The sequence below is a fragment of the Azospirillum rugosum genome (assembly GCF_017876155.1).
Lineage (GTDB): Bacteria > Pseudomonadota > Alphaproteobacteria > Azospirillales > Azospirillaceae > Azospirillum > Azospirillum rugosum.
The window spans coordinates 17111-33792 of the sequence record NZ_JAGINP010000025.1 but is presented as its reverse complement, the minus strand read 5'-3'; the positions used below and the strand labels follow the sequence as shown (position 1 = coordinate 33792).

Here is a 16682-nt window from a genome sequence, read left to right as displayed (position 1 = left end):
AAGGGCCATACTCATGGGCATGACCGAGCCGGCGCGCCGACCGATGACCGTGGAGGAGTTCCTCGTCTGGGACGACGGGACCGACACGCGCTATGAGCTGATCGGCGGAGAGCCGGTCGCCATGGCGCCGCCATCGGACGCGCACGCCCTGATCGCCGCCAACGTCGTTGTGGAGTTCGGGAAGCGCCTGCGCCCGCCCTGCCGTGCGCGGGTCGAGGCGGGAATCCGGCTGCCGGATCGCGACGACGCTTGGTTCCAGGCCGACGTGGCCGTCGGCTGCGGGCCCACCTCGACCAAACCGGGGACCGTCGATCCGGTCGTGATCGTCGAGATCCTGTCGCCCTCCACGGCCGAGCATGACCGTGGCCGCAAGCTGGCGGTCTACCGCGAGATCCCGTCGGTGCAGGAGATCCTGCTGCTCGACTCGACCCGCTGCCGCGCCGAACTGTGGCACCGCGAGGACGAGCAGAGCTGGGTGGTCCGCGACATCATCGGCGGCGGCACGCTGCGCTTCGCCTCCGTAGGCATCGAGATCCCGATGGCCGCCCTGTACGAGGGGATCCTCTAAAGGCACCTCGTAGGTCGGGTGGAGCGCAGCGCAACCCGACATCCCCGGCGTGGGAGGCCTGTTGGGTTGCGCTGCGCTCCACCCAACCTACGGTTTGGTCAGAGCAGCGTTTCGATCACGCGGTCGGGCGGGGCGTGGCCGTCGACGAAGGTCTTGATGTTGATGATGACCTTCTCGCCCATGTCGATGCGGCCCTCGATGGTGGCGGAGCCCATGTGCGGCAGCAGGACGACGTTGTCCAGCCGCAGCAGCTTCGGGTTCACCGCCGGCTCATGCTCGAACACGTCGAGGCCGGCGCCGGCGATCTCGCCCTTGGACAGCATCTTGGTCAGGGCCGTCTCGTCGATGACCTCGCCGCGCGAGGTGTTGACGATGTAGCAGTGCGGGCGCAGCAGCTTCAGCCGGCGTTCCGACAGCAGATGGTAGGTGGCCGGGGTGTGCGGGCAGTTGATGGACACCACGTCCATGCGCGCCAGCATCTGGTCCAGGCTCTCCCAGTAGGTCGCCTCCAGCTCCTTCTCCACGTCGGGGTAGACGCGGCGGCGGTTGTGGTAGTGGATCGACATGCCGAAGGCGCGCGCCCGGCGCGCCAGAGCCTGGCCGATGCGGCCCATGCCGAGGATGCCCAGCCGCTTGCCCCAGATGCGGTGGCCGAGCATCGTCGTCGGCCCCCAGCCCTTCCACTGGCCGGAGCGGACCAGCCGCTCCCCCTCCGCCAGGCGGCGGGCGACGGCCAGCAGCAGCGCCATGGTCATGTCGGCCGTGTCCTCGGTCAGGACGCCCGGCGTGTTGGTGACGGTGATGCCGCGGGCGCGGGCCGCCTTCAGGTCGATGTGGTCGACGCCCGTGCCGAAGGAGGCGATCAGGCGGAGCTGCGGCCCGGCTTTCTCGATGATGTCGCCGTCGATGCGGTCGGTCACCGTGGGGACCAGCACGTCGGCGACCTGCGCGGCCTCGATCAGCTGGGCGTGCGTCAGGGGCGCGTCGTCCGAGTTCAGCCGCGCGTCGAACAGCTCCATCATCCGCGTCTCGACGACGTCGGGCAGCTTGCGGGTCACGACGACGATCGGCTTCTTCTTTTCGGTCATCAGGCGTTGCCTCCCCCTGTCCGGGTCCCTGCCCGGATCATTTCCTGTCGTATCAAGCGGGTGGGACGCTGTCCAGATGGCAGTGACGATCCCGGTGAACAGAGTTGACCACGGGGTGTGACAAGGCGCGACAGGGTGGCCGAAGCGGTTCCTTGCCCTTGCCCCGGGCAACTACCCCTAACTATAGTGCCCCTGCCGTCGGTATCCGGAGCCTTGCCGGGGTCCCGGTGGCGCTTCCCTCGACCTTTTCCTGCACGGGGTTGCCGGTGCTGCCGACGACGTCTGCCCTCCGCCGCACGCTCGCCGTCCTGGCGCTGGCCGTCACCGTCCTTGGCAGTGGTCCAAGCGGCGTGACGGCCGCCGAGGGCCGCCGCGAGAAGGACCCGACCCACGCCTCCGGCCTGCCGATCCCGCGCTTCGTCTCGCTGCGCTCCGGCGAGGTGAACGCGCGCACCGGCCCCAACGTGCGCTACCCGATCGAATGGGTGTTCACGCGCAAGGAGATGCCGGTCGAGATCACCCAGGAATTCGACACCTGGCGCCGCATCCGCGACTGGGAAGGCAGCGAGGGCTGGGTGCACCAGAGCATGCTGTCCGGCAAGCGCAGCATCGTCGTCACCGGCGAGGTCCGCGCCGTCCGCAAGGAGCCGCGCAGCGACGCCACCGTGGTCGCCCGCGCCCAGCCCGGCGTGATCGGCTGGCTGCGCAAGTGCCAGGGCGACTGGTGCGAGGTGGACCTGAAGGGCTACCGCGGCTGGGTCCAGCGCGCCGAGTTCTGGGGCGCCTACAAGGACGAGAAGATCGAGTAGCCGCAACGGGAGCAATTTCACCACAGAGACACGGAGGCACAGAGAAAACGCTCTCTGTGCCTCCGCGTCTCTGTGGTGATCTTACCGCTCCCCGACGGGAAGGTTTTTCTAAGCGAAATCCCCCGCCAGCTCTGCCCGCACCGCGTCCGGCATGATCGCCATGTGGCCGTAGTTGGGGTGATGGATGCCGACGATCACCTGGGTGCCGGGGTCGCGGAAGGCGGCGACCTGGTCGGGCGTGAAGTCGAAATGCAGGAAGTGGACGGAGGAGGTCTTGCCGGCCTCGTTGGTGCGCTCCACGTCGCCTTCCGGGCGCCCCGTCACGGTGTGGCCGGCGAAGCGCAGCGTCATCGCCTCCTCCACCCCGCCCAGCCGGCCGAGTTCCAGGGCGCGGCGCGCGGGGTCGTCGATCTCGAACATCACCGTGGCGACCAGCTCCCGCCCCTTCGGGATCAGGGGGTTGTAGGCGCGCAACTCGTCGGCGATCTGCTCCTCCCCGCCCTTCTCGATGAACAGCATCTCGTGGATCTGCTGCCACATCGTGTCGTAGCTCTCGAAATAGAAGGTGGCATACGGGCCGACCGGCACGCGGCGGTTCTTCTTCACCGCCACCAGCGCCTTGCGGCGCGCGGCGCGCTCCCGGCCGTACTGGTCGAGCGTGATGATGTCGGCGCGGGTGATCTCGGTCTTGCGCGCGGTCATGGGAGTTTTCCTCACACGGTAATGCCGTAGGCGCGGGCGAAGATTTCGATGGGGTGCAGATGCTCCGGCAGCGGCCCTTCGCCGTTCAGCCGTTCCATGCCCTGCATGATGTGCGGGCCGGCGATGGGGCATTCCGACGCGAGGAAGGCCTTGCCCGCCTTGGACGCCTGGTTCGCCACCGGCTTGCCGACCTTCAGCGCGGTCGGGAAATTCTCCGTCAGGACGCCCCAGGAGCCGCCGTGGCCGGAGCAGCGCTCGATCACCTTCAGGTCGGCCTGCGGGATCAGGCGCAGCATCTCCGTCGCCTTCTGCCCCATGTTCTGGGCGCGGGCGTGGCAGGCGATGTGCAGCGCGACCCCGCCGGGGAGCGGCTGCAAGCCCTCCGCCAGTCCGTCCTTGCGGGCGATGTCCACGATGTATTCGCTGACGTCGTAGGTGGCCTGGGCCAAGTCCTCCACCGCCCGGCGGTGGGCTGAGTCCTTCGGCACGATCAGCGGCCATTCCATCTTCAGCATCAGGGCGCAGCTGGGCACCAGGGCGACCACGTCGTAGCCCTTCGCGATCCAGGGCGCCAGCGCGGTCGCCACGCGGGCGGCGTTGCGGTCCACCTTCTCCAGGTCGCCCTGCTCCAGCTGGGGCATGCCGCAGCAGGAGGGGTAGACGACCTCCGTCTCCACGCCGTTCTTGGCGAGGATCGCGCGCGCGGCCATGCCGATGGCCGGGTTGTTGTAGTTGGCGAAGCAGGTGGCGTAGAGCACCGCCTTGCGCTTGCCGTAGGCCGGGGCGGCGGTGTTGGCGGGCGCCGGTTCCGCCTTGGCGCGCATGGCGAAGGTCTTGCCGTGGAACTTCGGCAGGTGCGCCTCCCGATGGACGTCGGCGACCTTTTCCAGCAGCGGACGGGTCAGCGTGTTCTTCTCGTCCGAGGCCCAGTTGGCGAGCGGCGCGACGGCCCCCGCGAGCTTGCCGTTGCGGTCGGTCTGGGTCAGCTGCTTCAACGCGAAGGGCACGCCCGCCTTCTTCGCCTCCACCGCGCGGTAGCGGACCATCAGGTGCGGGAAGTCCAGCGCCCATTCGTGCGGCGGCACGTAGGGGCATTTGGTCATGAAGCACATGTCGCAGAGCGTGCAGGCGTCCACGACCGGCTTGAAGTCCTTGGACTCCACGCCGTGCACCTCGGCGTCGCCGGCATTGTCTACGAGGTCGAACAGGCGCGGAAAGCTGTCGCACAGATTGAAGCAGCGGCGGCAGCCGTGGCAGATCTCGAAGACCCGGCGCATTTCGGCGTCGAGCTTGGCCTCGTCATAGAAGTCCGGATTTCGCCAGTCGAGCGGATGCCGGACGGGCGCCTCCAGGCTGCCTTCGCGCATGGGCGTGATCCCTCCCTGGGAAGCCGGTTCGTTGCCGGCCGTTTTCGTTCGTTCGGTGTTCGCGCGTCGGAAAGGTGTCGCGGTGGCGGGGGATTCACCACAAAGACACTAAGACACAAAGAATTTCACTAAGACGTTCCGGCTTTTCGGGGCGCCCAAGCATGCCGAACGCCCTTTGTGACAATCTTTGTGTCCTTTGTGTCTTCGTGGTGAAAATCCCTCCCACCATCAGCACCCACCAACGGCGTTACAGCTGGTCCAGCGCCTTCTGGAAGCGGCCGGCGTGGCTCTTTTCGGCTTTGGCCAGCGTTTCGAACCAGTCCGCGACCTCGTCGAAGCCCTCGTCGCGGGCGGTGCGGGCCATGCCCGGGTACATGTCGGTGTATTCGTGGGTCTCGCCGGCGATGGCGGCCTTCAGGTTGGCCGAGGTTTCGCCGATCGGCAGGCCGGTGGCCGGGTCGCCGACCTCTTCCAGGAATTCCAGGTGGCCGTGGGCGTGGCCGGTCTCGCCCTCCGCCGTGGAGCGGAAGACGGCGGCGACGTCGTTGTAGCCTTCGACGTCGGCCTTCTGGGCGAAATAGAGGTAGCGGCGGTTGGCCTGGCTCTCGCCGGCGAAGGCGGCCTTCAGGTTTTCTTCGGTCTTGGTGCCCTTAAGCGACATGGCGGTTCCCTCCAGACGGTTTGTCTGGCCCGGTCGCGCGCGGGCATGTGGCCTCAGGCGGCCGAGCATAGCCTTTGGCTTATGCCACCGACGGGGGTGCCTCGTCAATGTTTTAGAACGGCTCTAAAACCATTGGCAGGGCTTTGGCGCCGAAATGATGATGAGAGGTGTTCGCGGTGCCCGGAACGTGCCTTACGCGGCCTCGCCGTCGTCCTCCGCCAGGCGGACGATGACGTCCACACGGGCCACCCGCGTGCCCTTCGGCGGCTGCGGCAGGTTCTGCACGACGATGTCGTCCGCCGCGATGTCCTCCAGCCGGCCGGTGCCTTCCAGGAAGAAGTGATGGTGGTCGGCGGTGTTGGTGTCGAAGTAGGACTTGCCGGACTCCACCACCACCTCGCGCAGCAGGCCGGCGGCGGTGAACTGGTTCAGCGTGTTGTAGACGGTGGCGAGCGACACGCGCAGGTCGGTGCCCATCGCCTCCGTGTGCAGCTGCTCCGCCGTCACATGCCGGTGTTCGCCCTCGAACAGCAGCCGGGCGAGGCCCAGGCGCTGGCGGGTCGGACGGAAGCCCGCGGTCTGCAGGCGGTCGAGGGCGCGCTTGTAAGGACGGATGCCGGTCATTCTGGTCTGCGTTCGTCGTGATCGGGCGTCGTGGTCGGGCGTTCGGCCACCAAAAACGAAACGGACTGCGACGAACCGCCGCAGTCCGATCACTTTAGAACGATTTCAGCTCGCGGAGCAAGGCGGTTGCGCGGAATGCCCGCGAAATACCGCCTTCATTGCCCGCTTGCCGCCTTGCGATCCTGCCGCCCGGCGGTCAGAAGCCGGTGGCGATCCGCTCGACCAGCTGCTTCACCGTGGGGATGAAGCCGTCCTTGTAGTAGGGGTCGCTGCCGAAGCGGAAGGCGTTGTGCCCGGCGAACATCAGCTGGTGCTCGCAGTCGTCGGTGTGGCTGACGGCCTGGAGCGTCTTCTGGATGCAGTAGGACCGCGGGTCGGCGCGCTTGCCGGTGGTGCCTTCCTCGTTCTGCGCCCAGTTGGAGAAGTTGCAGGCCGACAGGCAGCCCATGCAGTCCACCTGGTCGCGGTGGATGGTCTCCGCCTGCGCCGGGGTCACGAAGACGACCGTGCTGTCCGGGGTCTTCAGCCCGGTGGTGAAGCCCTCGGCGATCCAGCCCTCCGCCCGGACCTTGTCCGTCGCGGTGACGTAGACCGGACGGCCGCGGGGGCCCAGCGGCAGCTCCGCCGAATGCTCGCCCACCGGCTTCGGCAGGTAGGCGACCTGGCGTTCCGACCGGGCCATCAGGTCCATCAGGAACGGGTTCTTGACCGCGGAGGAGTAGAAGCCGGTCGGCGAGAAGCGGTTCAGGAAGACGTCGCCTTCCTTCAGCGTCAGCAGCCGGCGCTTCCACGCCATGGAGATCGGGCTTTCCTGGGTCAGCAGCGGGCGCGTGCCGAACTGGAAGGCGACCGGGCCCAGGTCGGGGTTGTCGATCCAGTCTTCCCAGTCCGACAGCCACCAGACGCCGCCCGCCATGACGATGGGCGTGTCGTTCAGGCCGAAGCTGTTCAGCATCTGGCGCAGGGCCAGGACGCGGGGGAACGGATCCTCCGGCTTCTGCGGGTCCTCGGAGTTGGACAGGCCGTTGTGGCCGCCGGCCAGCCACGGGTCCTCGTAGACCACGCCGCCCAGGTTGTCGCGGAACTTGTGGTAGGCGCGCAGCCACAGCGCGCGGAAGGCGCGCGCCGAGGAGACGATCGGGTAGTAGTGGACGCCGTGGCGCACCGCGATCTCGGCCACGCGGTAGGGCATGCCGGCGCCGCAGGTGACGCCGTGGATCAGGCCCTGGGAGCCTTCCAGCACGCCGTGCAGGATGTGCTCCGCCCCACCCATCTCCCACAGGACGTTCATGTGGATGCGGCCCTGGCCGTTCGACGCCTCGTGCGCGATGCGGGCCTGCGCGATGCCGCCTTCGATGCCGTAGCGGATCAGCTCGTCGTGGCGCTCCCGCCGGGTCTTGCCGTGGTAGACCTGCGGCAGGAGGTTGCCGTCCGCGTCGTAGCTGTCGGCGTTCACGCCGGAGAACGTCCCGATGCCCCCGGCCGCCGCCCAGGCGCCGGAGCTTTCCCCGTTGGAGACGGCAATTCCCTTGCCACCCTCGACGAGCGGCAGAACCTCCCGGCCAGACATCAGCAACGGCTTAAGCGCCTTCAACGAAACCTCCAAAACCGAACGAGCGCCCTCACGCCGGGCACCCAGGAAACATGACCTGCCGGACGACGAAAAACCCCGCCGGGAGGTCTACTCCCGACGGTCCTGCCGCCACGAGCGATCTATATATGAGGAAATTTCCGTGCGGACGAGCGGATTCGCGGAGTTAGAAAAAAATCTGCCACAGAGCCATTTCCCTATGCGTCATGTCGTTTTCTCATGGGTTAGGGATTTTCCTCCGCCGCGCCGTTGCCCAGGGACGCGGCGAGGCGGCCCGGCGCGTCGGTGAAGACGGCGGCGACACCCCAGCCGAACAGCGTTTGCGCGCGTTGCGGGTCGTTGACCGTGTAGGCCAGAACCGGCCGGCCGGTGGCGCGGTAGGCGGCGACGCTCTCCGCCGTCTGGCGGTCCTGGTGGACGTTGAGCGTGGCGGCCCCCACCCGGTCGGCGATGGCCGCCCAGTCGGCGGGCGGTTCCCACAGCAGGTAGCCGCGGGGGATGTCCGGCGCCAGATCGCGCGCCACCTCCAGGCAGGGCACCTCGAAGCTGGAGAGGAGCAGCGGCCGGTCGGGGGGCCACAGGCGCTTCAGCGTGGCGATGGCGATCTCCGCCGTGGGCACGTCCTGGCCGGGGTAGGGCTTGATCTCCAGGTTCAGGCCGAGGCCGAGGTCGGCGATCAGGGCCAGCGCCTCCTCCAGCGTCGGAACCGTTTCGCTGGCGAAACGGGGATCGAACCAGGAGCCGGCGTCGAGCCGCTTCAGCTCCGCCAGGGTCAGGTCGGGGACCGGGCCGAAGCCGCTGGTGGTGCGGTTCAGCGTGTCGTCGTGGATCAGCACCGGCTGGTGGTCGCGCGTCAGCATGACGTCCACCTCCACCCAGCGGGCGCCCTGGCGGGCGGCCTCGCGAAGGCTGGCGAGCGTGTTCTCCGGCGCGCTTTCCTTGGCGCCGCGGTGACCGATGAGGCGGGGAAGAGTCGACAGCATGGGGCCTGCGGGAGTAAGAGCGAGCCCCTACTATAGGATGGAATGCCCTTTCGGGAAGATGCGATGAAGGCTGCGCACAGCGTCTCCGATCTGGTGGATGCCGGGCTGATGACGCCCGAGGCGGGCGCGGCGGTCGCCGACGTGGCCGGCCGCTACGCCGTCGCGCTGACCCCGTACCTGCTGGAGAAACTGGAGGGTACGTCCCCCGGCGACCCGCTGTACGCCCAGTACGTGCCGAGCGCGGAGGAGGCGTACACCGCGCCGGAGGAGCGCGCCGACCCCATCGGCGACGTGGCGCGCAGCCCGGTGAAGGGCATCGTCCACCGCTACCCGGACCGGGTCCTGCTGAAGCCGCTGCACGCCTGCGCGGTCTATTGCCGCTTCTGCTTCCGCCGCGAGATGGTCGGCCCCGGCGGGGAGGCCCTGTCGCCGGACGAGCTGGACGCGGCGCTGGCGTACGTGCGGGAGCATCCAGAGGTGTGGGAGGTGGTGGTCACCGGCGGCGACCCCCTGCTGCTGTCGCCGCGCCGGCTGACCCACATCGTGCAGGCCCTGTCGGCCATCCCCCATGTCGGGGTGGTGCGGCTGCACACCCGCATCCCCGTCGCCGACCCGGCCCGCGTGACGGCGGAGCTGGTGGAGGCGCTGACCGCGCCGGACGTGGCGACCTGGATCGCCGTGCACGTCAACCACGCGGACGAGCTGACGGCGGAGGCGCGCGGCGCCGTGGCACGGCTGGTGGAGGCGGGCATTCCGCTGCTCGGCCAGACGGTGCTGCTGAAGGGCGTCAACGACGACGCGGCGGCGCTGGAGGCGCTGTTCCGCGGGTTGGTGCGCAACCGGATCAAACCTTATTACCTGCACCATCCCGACCTTGCCGCCGGCACCAGCCACTTCCGCCCGACGCTGGCCGAGGGGCGGGCGCTGGTGAAGGGGCTGCGCGGGCGCGTCTCCGGCCTCTGCCAGCCGACCTACGTGCTGGACATCCCCGGCGGGCACGGCAAGGCCCCCGCGGCGGAGGGCTGGGTGCGGCCGGACGAAGACGGCGGTTACACGGTGGAGGATTTCACCGGGGCGACGCACCGGTACCGGGGCTGACGCTCAGCCCAGATAGGCCGGCGTGCCGAACAGCGGGTCGGGGTTCAGCAGCACGCCATGCACCGCGACCACGGACGCGAAGCCGGTCCACAGCACCAGCGGCACCCAGCTTGCCGCGATCAGCCGGTCGTCCTTCCAGACGAAGGCGATGCTGAAACCCGCGATGATGAAGTAGGAGATGGTCCAGGCCGCCGCCAGGATCGGGCTGCCCAGCGTGAAATAGGCGAAGTTGAAGCTGCCGTAGAGAAGCCACAACGCCCCTTGCAACCCGATCAGCGAGCCGCGGTACTGGATCGTCCGCGGCGTGTTGAGCAGCCGCACGTCGCCCCACAGCTGGATCAGGCTGATGGTGAACCAGACCACCGGGAAGGCCCAGCCCGGCGGCTGGAGCGAGGATTTCTGGTAGCCGGGGAACGGGTCCCCTCCCCGTTCGAAGAAGCCGTAGAGGTTGGCGAGAACCCAGAAGATCAGCGCGTGCCACCAGCGCACCCGGAACGGCAGGCGGCCGGGGTCGGTGGGTGCGAAAGACGGATCGGGCGTTTGGCCAGGGGCGGCGTTCCAGCTCATGCCCAACCAGATGGAATGGCCGCGCTTGCGATCAAGCGCGACACGACGCCGCCGTCAGGAACATGCGACGCCCTCCGGCGGTTTCCTTGGCTCCAGGATGACCGGAGGATCGGACGATGCGGTGGCAAGGCGGCCGGGAGAGCGAGAATGTGGAAGACCGCCGCGGCGAATCGGGCGGCTTCACGCGCGGCGGCTTCGGTGGTGGCCTTGGCGGCGGCCGCATCCCGATCGGGCGCGGCGGGATGGGCATCGGCGGGCTGGCCATCCTGCTGGTCGTCTCGCTTCTGCTGGGCGTCAACCCGCTGGACCTGATCGAGGGCAACGCTCCGCAGCAACAGCAGGACCAGCGTTATGAGCAGTCCCAGGCCCCGCGCAACGGCGCTGACGACGAGCTGAAGCGCTTCGTCTCCGTCGTGCTGGCCGACACGGAGGATGTCTGGCAGGCGCAGTTCCAGCAGATGGGCCGTACCTATCAGGACCCGAAGCTGGTGCTGTTCTCCGGCGTGGTCGATTCCGGATGCGGAACGGCGCAGTCGGCCATGGGGCCCTTCTACTGCCCGCTGGACCAGAAGCTGTACATCGACCTCAGCTTCTACCGCGACCTGCGCGACCGCTTCCGCGCGCCGGGCGACTTCGCCCAGGCCTATGTGATCGCGCACGAGGTCGGGCACCATGTGCAGAACCTGCTGGGCATCTCCGACCGGGTGCAGCAGGCCCAGCAGAGCGCCGGCAACCGCGCCGACGCCAACGCCCTGTCGGTGCGGCTGGAGCTTCAGGCCGACTGCCTTGCCGGCGTCTGGGCCAACCAGGCGAACCGCCAGAAACAGATCATCGAGCCCGGCGACGTGGACGAGGCCCTGAACGCCGCCAGCGCCATCGGCGACGACCGCCTTCAGAAGCAATCGCGCGGCACGGTGGCGCCGGACAGCTTCACCCACGGCAGCTCCGCCCAGAGGGTCCGCTGGTTCCGCACGGGGTTCGACTCCGGCCAGCTGCGCTCCTGCGACACCTTCGCGGCGGATCGGCTGTGACGGGTTTCAAATTGGACCCATAGGAAGATGCGATTCCGGACCTCGCAAGGGACCAATTGGTCGTGCCATATGGCCTCACCGATTGACGTCCCTTGCCCGAGGCCCCGCCGATGTCCGACGCCGCCACCCAGCCCGACAGCTACCCCGTCACCGACCGCAGCCGGGTGAAGCGCCTGCACGAGCGCGGCCGCTATGACCACGCGGCCGTGCACGCCATCCTCGACGCGGCGATGGTCGCGCACATCGCCTACGTCATCGACGGCCAGCCCTTCTGCACCCCGACCGCCTTCTGGCGCGAGGGCACGCACCTGTACTGGCACGGCTCCGCCGCCAGCCGGATGCTGCGCGCGCAGAAGCCGGGGCTGCCGGTCTGCCTGACCGTGACGCACCTCGACAGCCTCGTGCTCGCCCGCTGCGGCTTCAACCACTCCGTGGACTACCGGTCGGCGATGTGCTTCGGCACCGCCCACATTATCGAGGATCTGGAAGCCAAGGCCCGCGCGCTGGACGCCATGATCGACCGCTTCTACCCCGGCCGCAACGCCGAGCTGCGCCCCAGCACCGCGCAGGAGATCAAGGCGACCATGGTCGTCGGCATGGAGATCGAGGAGGCCAGCGCCAAGATCCGCAGCAAGGGCGTCGGCGACGAGGAGGAGGACTACGCCCTGCCCATCTACGCCGCCCGCATCCCCGTGACCCAGGTCATCGGCGCGCCCGAGCCCTGCCCGCGTCTGGTGGACGGCGTGGCCTTCCCGGAGGGCCTGAAGGGCTTCACGGCGGGCCGGCGGCTGGACGAGGTGATGGTCGAGAGCCACCGGACGACGTTCGGGGTAGAGTGAGGCCGCGACCACCGACCGAAGCCGTAAGGACCGCATCATGGACATTCCCGCCCTGCCCTTCACCATCACCGACTGGAGCAAGGTCGAGCCGACCGAGCACCCCGGCGAAACCGGGACGGCCACGTGGCGCACCTTTCAGATCGGTGATCTGCGCGTGCGGTCCGTGGAGTATTCGCCGGGCTATCTGGCCGACCACTGGTGCGACCGCGGCCATGTGCTGTACGTGCTGGAGGGCGAGTTGGACACCGAACTGCGCGACGGTCGCACCTTCAAGCTTCTGCCGGGCATGAGCTACCAAGTCTCCAACTTCGGCGACGCCGCCCACCGGTCCTCGACCCGGACGGGCGCCAAGCTGTTCATCGTGGACTGAAGCGGCCCGGACGTCACATCGGCTTGCGGGTGGTCGGCCGGACCGGGTTGCTCGACTCGCGCCTACAAAAAATGCCCGAAGATCGCTCTTCGGGCATTTTCCGTTTCAGCGAAGGAGGCGGTGCATCACTGCGCGGCCGGGGCGTCCTTCTTGGTCAGGTCTTCGCCGGTGGCTTGGTCGACCTGCTTCATGGACAGCTTGACCTTGCCGCGGTCGTCGAAGCCGATGACCTTGACCTTTACCGAGTCGCCCTGCGACACGACGTCCGACACCTTGCCGACGCGCTGCTGCGCCAGTTCGGAGATGTGGACGAGGCCGTCGCGGGAGCCCAGGAAGTTCACGAAGGCGCCGAAATCGACGACCTTCACGACCTTGCCGGTGTAGACGACGTTCAGCTCCGGCTCGGCGACGATGCCCTTGATCCAGTCGATGGCGGCCTGGGCGGCCTTGTTGTCGACGGCGGCGACCTTCACCGTGCCGTCGTCCTCGATGTCGATCTTGGCGCCGGTCTGCTCCACGATCTCGCGGATCACCTTGCCGCCGGAGCCGATCACGTCGCGGATCTTCTCCTTCGGGATGTTGATCACGGTGATGCGCGGGGCGTTCTGGTTCACCGCCTCGCGGGCGCCGGTCAGGGCCTTGGCCATCTCGCCCAGGATGTGCAGGCGGCCGTCCTTGGCCTGGCCCAGGGCGATCTTCATGATCTCCTCGGTGATCGAGGTGATCTTGATGTCCATCTGGAGCGCGGTGACGCCCTTGTCGGTGCCGGCCACCTTGAAGTCCATGTCGCCCAGGTGATCCTCGTCACCCAGGATGTCGGACAGCACGGCGAAGCCCGTGTCTTCCTTGATCAGGCCCATGGCGATGCCGGCCACCGGGCGCGCCAGCGGGGCGCCGGCGTCCATCAGCGACAGGGACGTGCCGCAGACCGTCGCCATCGACGACGAACCGTTGGACTCCGTGACTTCCGACACCACGCGCAGCGTGTAGGGGAACTCTTCCTTCTTCGGCAGCAGCGGGTGGATGGCGCGCCAGGCCAGCTTGCCGTGGCCGATCTCGCGGCGGCCCGGCGAGCCCATGCGGCCGGCTTCACCGACCGAGTACGGCGGGAAGTTGTAGTGGAGCATGAAATGCTCCCGGTACTCGCCTTCCAGCGCGTCGATGATCTGCTCGTCCTGGCTGGTGCCCAGCGTGGTGACGACCAGCGCCTGGGTCTCGCCGCGGGTGAACAGGGCCGAGCCGTGGGCGCGCGGCAGCACGCCGACCTCCGACACGATCGGGCGGACCGTCTTGGTGTCGCGGCCGTCGATGCGGCGGCCGGTCTTCAGGACGGCGCCGCGCAGGATGTCGGCCTCCAGCTCCTTGAACTCGGTCGCGATGGCCTGGGACTCGAAGGACTCGGCCAGAGCCTCCAGCGCCTTCGCCTTGGCGTTGCCGATCTTCTCGTAGCGGGACTGCTTCACCGTCTCGGTGTAGGCGGCCTCCACGTCGGCGCCAACCGTCTCGCGCAGCTTCGCCTTCAGGGATGCCCGGTCATAGGCCGGCTCCGGCAGGTCCCACGGCTCCTTGGCGCACTCTTCGGCCAGGTCGATGATGGCGTCGATGACCGGCTGGAAGCTCTTGTGGCCGAACATGACGGCGCCGAGCATGACCTCCTCGGTCAGCTCCTTGGCTTCCGATTCGACCATCAGCACGCCTTCCTGGGTGCCGGCGACCACGAGGTCGAGGTCGGAGCCGTCGACGCGGTCCATGGTCGGGTTCAGCACATACTGGCCGTCGACGTAGCCGACGCGCGCAGCACCGATCGGGCCCAGGAACGGAATGCCGGAGATGGTCAGGGCGGCCGAGGTGCCGACCATGGCGACGATGTCCGGATCGTTCTCCAGGTCATGGCTCAGCACGGTGCAGATGACCTGCGTCTCGTTGCGGAAGCCGTCGGCGAAGAGCGGGCGGATGGGACGGTCGATCAGGCGGCTGACCAGCGTCTCCTTTTCCGTCGGGCGGCCTTCGCGCTTGAAGAAGCCGCCGGGGATCTTGCCGGCCGCGAAGGACTTTTCCTGGTAGTTGACCGTCAGCGGGAAGAAATCGACGCCGGGCTTCGGCGACTTGGCGCCGACGACCGTGCACAGGACCGTGGTCTCACCATAGGTGACCAGGACCGCGCCATCGGCCTGACGGGCGATCTTGCCCGTCTCGAACGTCAGCTTGCGCCCACCCCATTCGATTTCTTTGCGGTAAACCTTGAACATTGCGTCTTCCTTCCATCCGACACCTAGGCCCGCCGGATTGCTGGCCTAAGCCGGGGCCACCAGTCGTTCGACCCCGCATGAAGCCCCGAGCAGGGGCTAAAACGACAAACGGCCAGTCCCGGAAGGTCCGGGGCCGGCCGTCTGATCAAAACATACCTTCGCCAACAGCCGAACGCCCCGACCCGCGCGACGGTCCCACCCTCAAGCTTGGGTGGCGCACCAGGAAATGGTGCGGCGGACCGAGGGCGGATCGGAGCGTGTGTTCGGTCACCAGGACGGACGCCTCAACGCTTAGCGGCGCAGGCCCAGACGCTCGATGAGCGTGGCGTAGCGGCTGTTGTCCTTCTTCTTGAGATAGTCAAGAAGACGGCGGCGCTGGCCGACCATGACCAGCAGACCACGGCGGGAGTGGAAGTCCTTCTTGTGGCCCTGCAGGTGCTCGGTCAGGTTCCGGATGCGCTCGGACAGGATCGCGACCTGGACCTCGGGCGAGCCGGTGTCGGCCTCACCGCGGGAATATTCCTTGATCAGTTCCTGCTTGCGATCGGGGGTGATCGACATCGGGGTCTCCGTATCTTAAAGGTTGAGGACGCGCACCGGACGGACTTCCGCCCCCTCCACCCGCGCCAGCGCCACCGGCTTGCCGCCGAAAAGCGCAATGACGGTGCCATCCCCACCAACATCGCCGCGGATCGCCGTAAGGCGCTCGCGGTCCTGCCGGGTGAGGAGGGCCACCGTCTGGCCGTGTTTCAGTCGGTGCGCTTCCGCGTCCGTCAGGGCCAGCGCCGGGATGTCGTCCAGCGCGGTCTCGATCGGCAGCAGAAGTCTTTCGACGGCCGCACCTTGCTCCATCGCGACCAGATCGTCCAGGGAAATCGCCCGCTCCAGGTTGAAAGACCCAACGCGCAGGCGGCGCAACGTCGCGATGTGCCCCACCGTCCCCAATCGCTCGGCGAGGTCGCGGGCGATGGAGCGCACGTAGGTGCCCTTCCCGCAATCCACCTCCAGCACCGCATGGTCGGCGTCCGGGATCTCGACCAGTTCCAGCCGGTCGATGCGCACGGTGCGGGCGGCCAAGTCCACGGCGTCGCCCCCACGGGCGATGTCGTAGGCGCGCTCGCCGTCCACCTTGATGGCGCAGAACTGCGGCGGGATCTGCTCGATGTGGCCGAGGAAGGCGGGAAGCGCCGCGCGGATCGCGTCCGCGTCCGGGCGGACGTCGGATGTCTCCACCACCGCGCCCTCGCGGTCGTCGGTGGTCGTGCGGGCGCCCCACCGGACGGTGAAGCGGTAGGTCTTCTCGCCGTCCATGGCGTAGGAGACGGTCTTGGTCGCCTCCCCCAGCGCGATGGGCAGGATGCCGGTGGCCAGCGGGTCCAGCGTGCCGCCGTGCCCGGCCTTCTCGGCGTTCAGGTGGCGGCGCACCTTGGACAGCGCCTGGGTGGACGTCAGGCCTTCCGGCTTGTCGAGCACGATCCAGCCATGGATCGCCTCCCCCCTACGCTTACGAGCCACGCTTGCCCCCGCGCGGCGCGTCGTCCTCATCCTCCTCGTCTTCGTCCCCATCCTCGTCCTTGTCCGGGGCATCCTCGTCGTCGAGGTCGTCCTCGTCCCAGGAATCATCCTCGTCGTCCTCGTCCTCATCGTCGCCGTTGACGTGGGCGAGGCTGGTGTAGCCCACGTCGCGGGCGACGGCCGGGCTGTGCAGGATGTTGTCGATGTGGCTGGCGTAGTCGAAGGAGGTGTCAGCCTCGAAGCTCAGCGTCGGGGCGTAGCGCAGGTTGATGGCGCGCGCGATCTGGCCGCGCAGGAACGGGCCCGCCCGGCGCAGCGCCGCCAGCGTCTCGTCCATGTGGCCGCCGCCCAGCGGCGTGACGAAGGCGGTGGCGTTGCGCAGGTCCGGGCTGATCCGCACCTCGGTCACGGTGACGTTCAGATCCGCCAGTTCGGGGTCGTGGAAATCGCCGCGCTGGAGCAGTTCCGCAAGCGCGTGGCGCAGTTCCTCGCCGACGCGCAGTTGCCGCTGGGACGGGGGCTTGCCGGCTGCGTCGTGTTTTTTTCTCATGGTGTCGATCCCGAAAAAGCGGTGCGGGAGGGATCTGGCCTCCCACGAAAACAGGACAAGGGCGCACGGG

The 16682-nt window shown here is 68.2% G+C and carries 18 protein-coding genes; 6 read left to right on the top strand and 12 right to left on the bottom strand.

Annotated features, from left to right (window positions below):
- The first annotated feature begins 13 nt into the window (after positions 1 to 13).
- Entirely contained in the window at positions 14 to 568 is a 555-nt protein-coding gene (locus J2851_RS28165; RefSeq protein WP_209770518.1) for a Uma2 family endonuclease, read from the top strand.
- Positions 569 to 666: 98 nt separating this feature from the next.
- On the opposite strand, the gene J2851_RS28160 is transcribed toward J2851_RS28165, so the two are convergent.
- A complete protein-coding gene (locus J2851_RS28160) occupies positions 667 to 1656 on the bottom strand; it encodes a 2-hydroxyacid dehydrogenase (protein ID WP_209770517.1) in 990 nt (329 codons plus the stop codon).
- Positions 1657 to 1883: 227 nt separating this feature from the next.
- Between J2851_RS28160 and J2851_RS28155 the strand changes: the two genes are divergently transcribed.
- The gene (locus tag J2851_RS28155; RefSeq protein WP_307420730.1) at positions 1884 to 2465 is read left to right on the top strand and encodes an SH3 domain-containing protein; all 582 of its coding nucleotides are present in this window, start codon (positions 1884 to 1886) and stop codon (positions 2463 to 2465) included.
- A 108-nt stretch (positions 2466 to 2573) separates the two neighbouring features.
- Here J2851_RS28155 and J2851_RS28150 read toward each other — a convergent pair whose 3' ends face one another.
- From J2851_RS28150 to J2851_RS28125, 6 genes are all read right to left on the bottom strand, one after another.
- Positions 2574 to 3167 (bottom strand): DUF3501 family protein, encoded by a 594-nt coding sequence (locus J2851_RS28150; RefSeq protein ID WP_209770516.1) that lies wholly within the window; start codon positions 3165 to 3167, stop codon positions 2574 to 2576.
- A gap of 11 nt (positions 3168 to 3178) precedes the next feature.
- Positions 3179 to 4534, bottom strand: a complete 1356-nt coding sequence (locus tag J2851_RS28145; RefSeq protein WP_209770514.1) for a heterodisulfide reductase-related iron-sulfur binding cluster — start codon at positions 4532 to 4534, stop codon at positions 3179 to 3181.
- A gap of 247 nt (positions 4535 to 4781) precedes the next feature.
- Positions 4782 to 5195 (bottom strand): rubrerythrin family protein, encoded by a 414-nt coding sequence (locus tag J2851_RS28140; RefSeq protein ID WP_209770512.1) that lies wholly within the window; start codon positions 5193 to 5195, stop codon positions 4782 to 4784.
- Positions 5196 to 5387: 192 nt separating this feature from the next.
- On the bottom strand, positions 5388 to 5819 hold the full coding sequence (gene irrA, locus J2851_RS28135; RefSeq protein ID WP_209770511.1) for an iron response transcriptional regulator IrrA: 432 nt from the start codon (positions 5817 to 5819) through the stop codon (positions 5388 to 5390).
- A gap of 196 nt (positions 5820 to 6015) precedes the next feature.
- Positions 6016 to 7413 (bottom strand): NAD(P)H-dependent flavin oxidoreductase, encoded by a 1398-nt coding sequence (locus tag J2851_RS28130; RefSeq protein WP_209770509.1) that lies wholly within the window; start codon positions 7411 to 7413, stop codon positions 6016 to 6018.
- Between the two features lie 221 nt (positions 7414 to 7634).
- Positions 7635 to 8393 (bottom strand): glycerophosphoryl diester phosphodiesterase, encoded by a 759-nt coding sequence (locus J2851_RS28125; protein ID WP_209770507.1) that lies wholly within the window; start codon positions 8391 to 8393, stop codon positions 7635 to 7637.
- Between the two features lie 63 nt (positions 8394 to 8456).
- Between J2851_RS28125 and J2851_RS28120 the strand changes: the two genes are divergently transcribed.
- Complete coding sequence (locus J2851_RS28120) at positions 8457 to 9491, top strand: lysine-2,3-aminomutase-like protein (RefSeq protein ID WP_209770505.1); 1035 nt, start codon at positions 8457 to 8459, stop codon at positions 9489 to 9491.
- Positions 9492 to 9494: 3 nt separating this feature from the next.
- Here J2851_RS28120 and J2851_RS28115 read toward each other — a convergent pair whose 3' ends face one another.
- Positions 9495 to 10058: a TspO/MBR family protein gene (locus J2851_RS28115; protein ID WP_209770503.1), complete on the bottom strand. Its 564-nt coding sequence runs from the start codon at positions 10056 to 10058 to the stop codon at positions 9495 to 9497.
- A 116-nt stretch (positions 10059 to 10174) separates the two neighbouring features.
- On the opposite strand from J2851_RS28115, the gene ypfJ reads away from it, so the two are divergent.
- From ypfJ to J2851_RS28100, 3 genes are all read left to right on the top strand, one after another.
- Positions 10175 to 11089 (top strand): KPN_02809 family neutral zinc metallopeptidase, encoded by a 915-nt coding sequence (gene ypfJ, locus J2851_RS28110; RefSeq protein WP_209770501.1) that lies wholly within the window; start codon positions 10175 to 10177, stop codon positions 11087 to 11089.
- A gap of 110 nt (positions 11090 to 11199) precedes the next feature.
- Positions 11200 to 11928 (top strand): pyridoxamine 5'-phosphate oxidase family protein, encoded by a 729-nt coding sequence (locus tag J2851_RS28105; protein WP_209770500.1) that lies wholly within the window; start codon positions 11200 to 11202, stop codon positions 11926 to 11928.
- A 37-nt stretch (positions 11929 to 11965) separates the two neighbouring features.
- A complete protein-coding gene (locus tag J2851_RS28100; protein WP_209770498.1) occupies positions 11966 to 12298 on the top strand; it encodes a DHCW motif cupin fold protein in 333 nt (110 codons plus the stop codon).
- Positions 12299 to 12423: 125 nt separating this feature from the next.
- Here J2851_RS28100 and pnp read toward each other — a convergent pair whose 3' ends face one another.
- The 4 genes from pnp to rbfA all read right to left on the bottom strand — a co-directional run bounded on the left by pnp (position 12424) and on the right by rbfA (position 16612).
- Positions 12424 to 14547, bottom strand: a complete 2124-nt coding sequence (pnp, locus tag J2851_RS28095; protein ID WP_209770496.1) for a polyribonucleotide nucleotidyltransferase — start codon at positions 14545 to 14547, stop codon at positions 12424 to 12426.
- A gap of 291 nt (positions 14548 to 14838) precedes the next feature.
- Positions 14839 to 15108, bottom strand: a complete 270-nt coding sequence (gene rpsO, locus J2851_RS28090) for a 30S ribosomal protein S15 (protein WP_209770494.1) — start codon at positions 15106 to 15108, stop codon at positions 14839 to 14841.
- A gap of 15 nt (positions 15109 to 15123) precedes the next feature.
- Positions 15124 to 16062, bottom strand: a complete 939-nt coding sequence (gene truB / locus J2851_RS28085) for a tRNA pseudouridine(55) synthase TruB (protein WP_209770492.1) — start codon at positions 16060 to 16062, stop codon at positions 15124 to 15126.
- On the bottom strand, positions 16052 to 16612 hold the full coding sequence (gene rbfA, locus J2851_RS28080; RefSeq protein ID WP_209770491.1) for a 30S ribosome-binding factor RbfA: 561 nt from the start codon (positions 16610 to 16612) through the stop codon (positions 16052 to 16054). Before rbfA ends, truB begins: the two co-directional genes overlap by 11 nt.
- Positions 16613 to 16682: the final 70 nt, after the last annotated feature.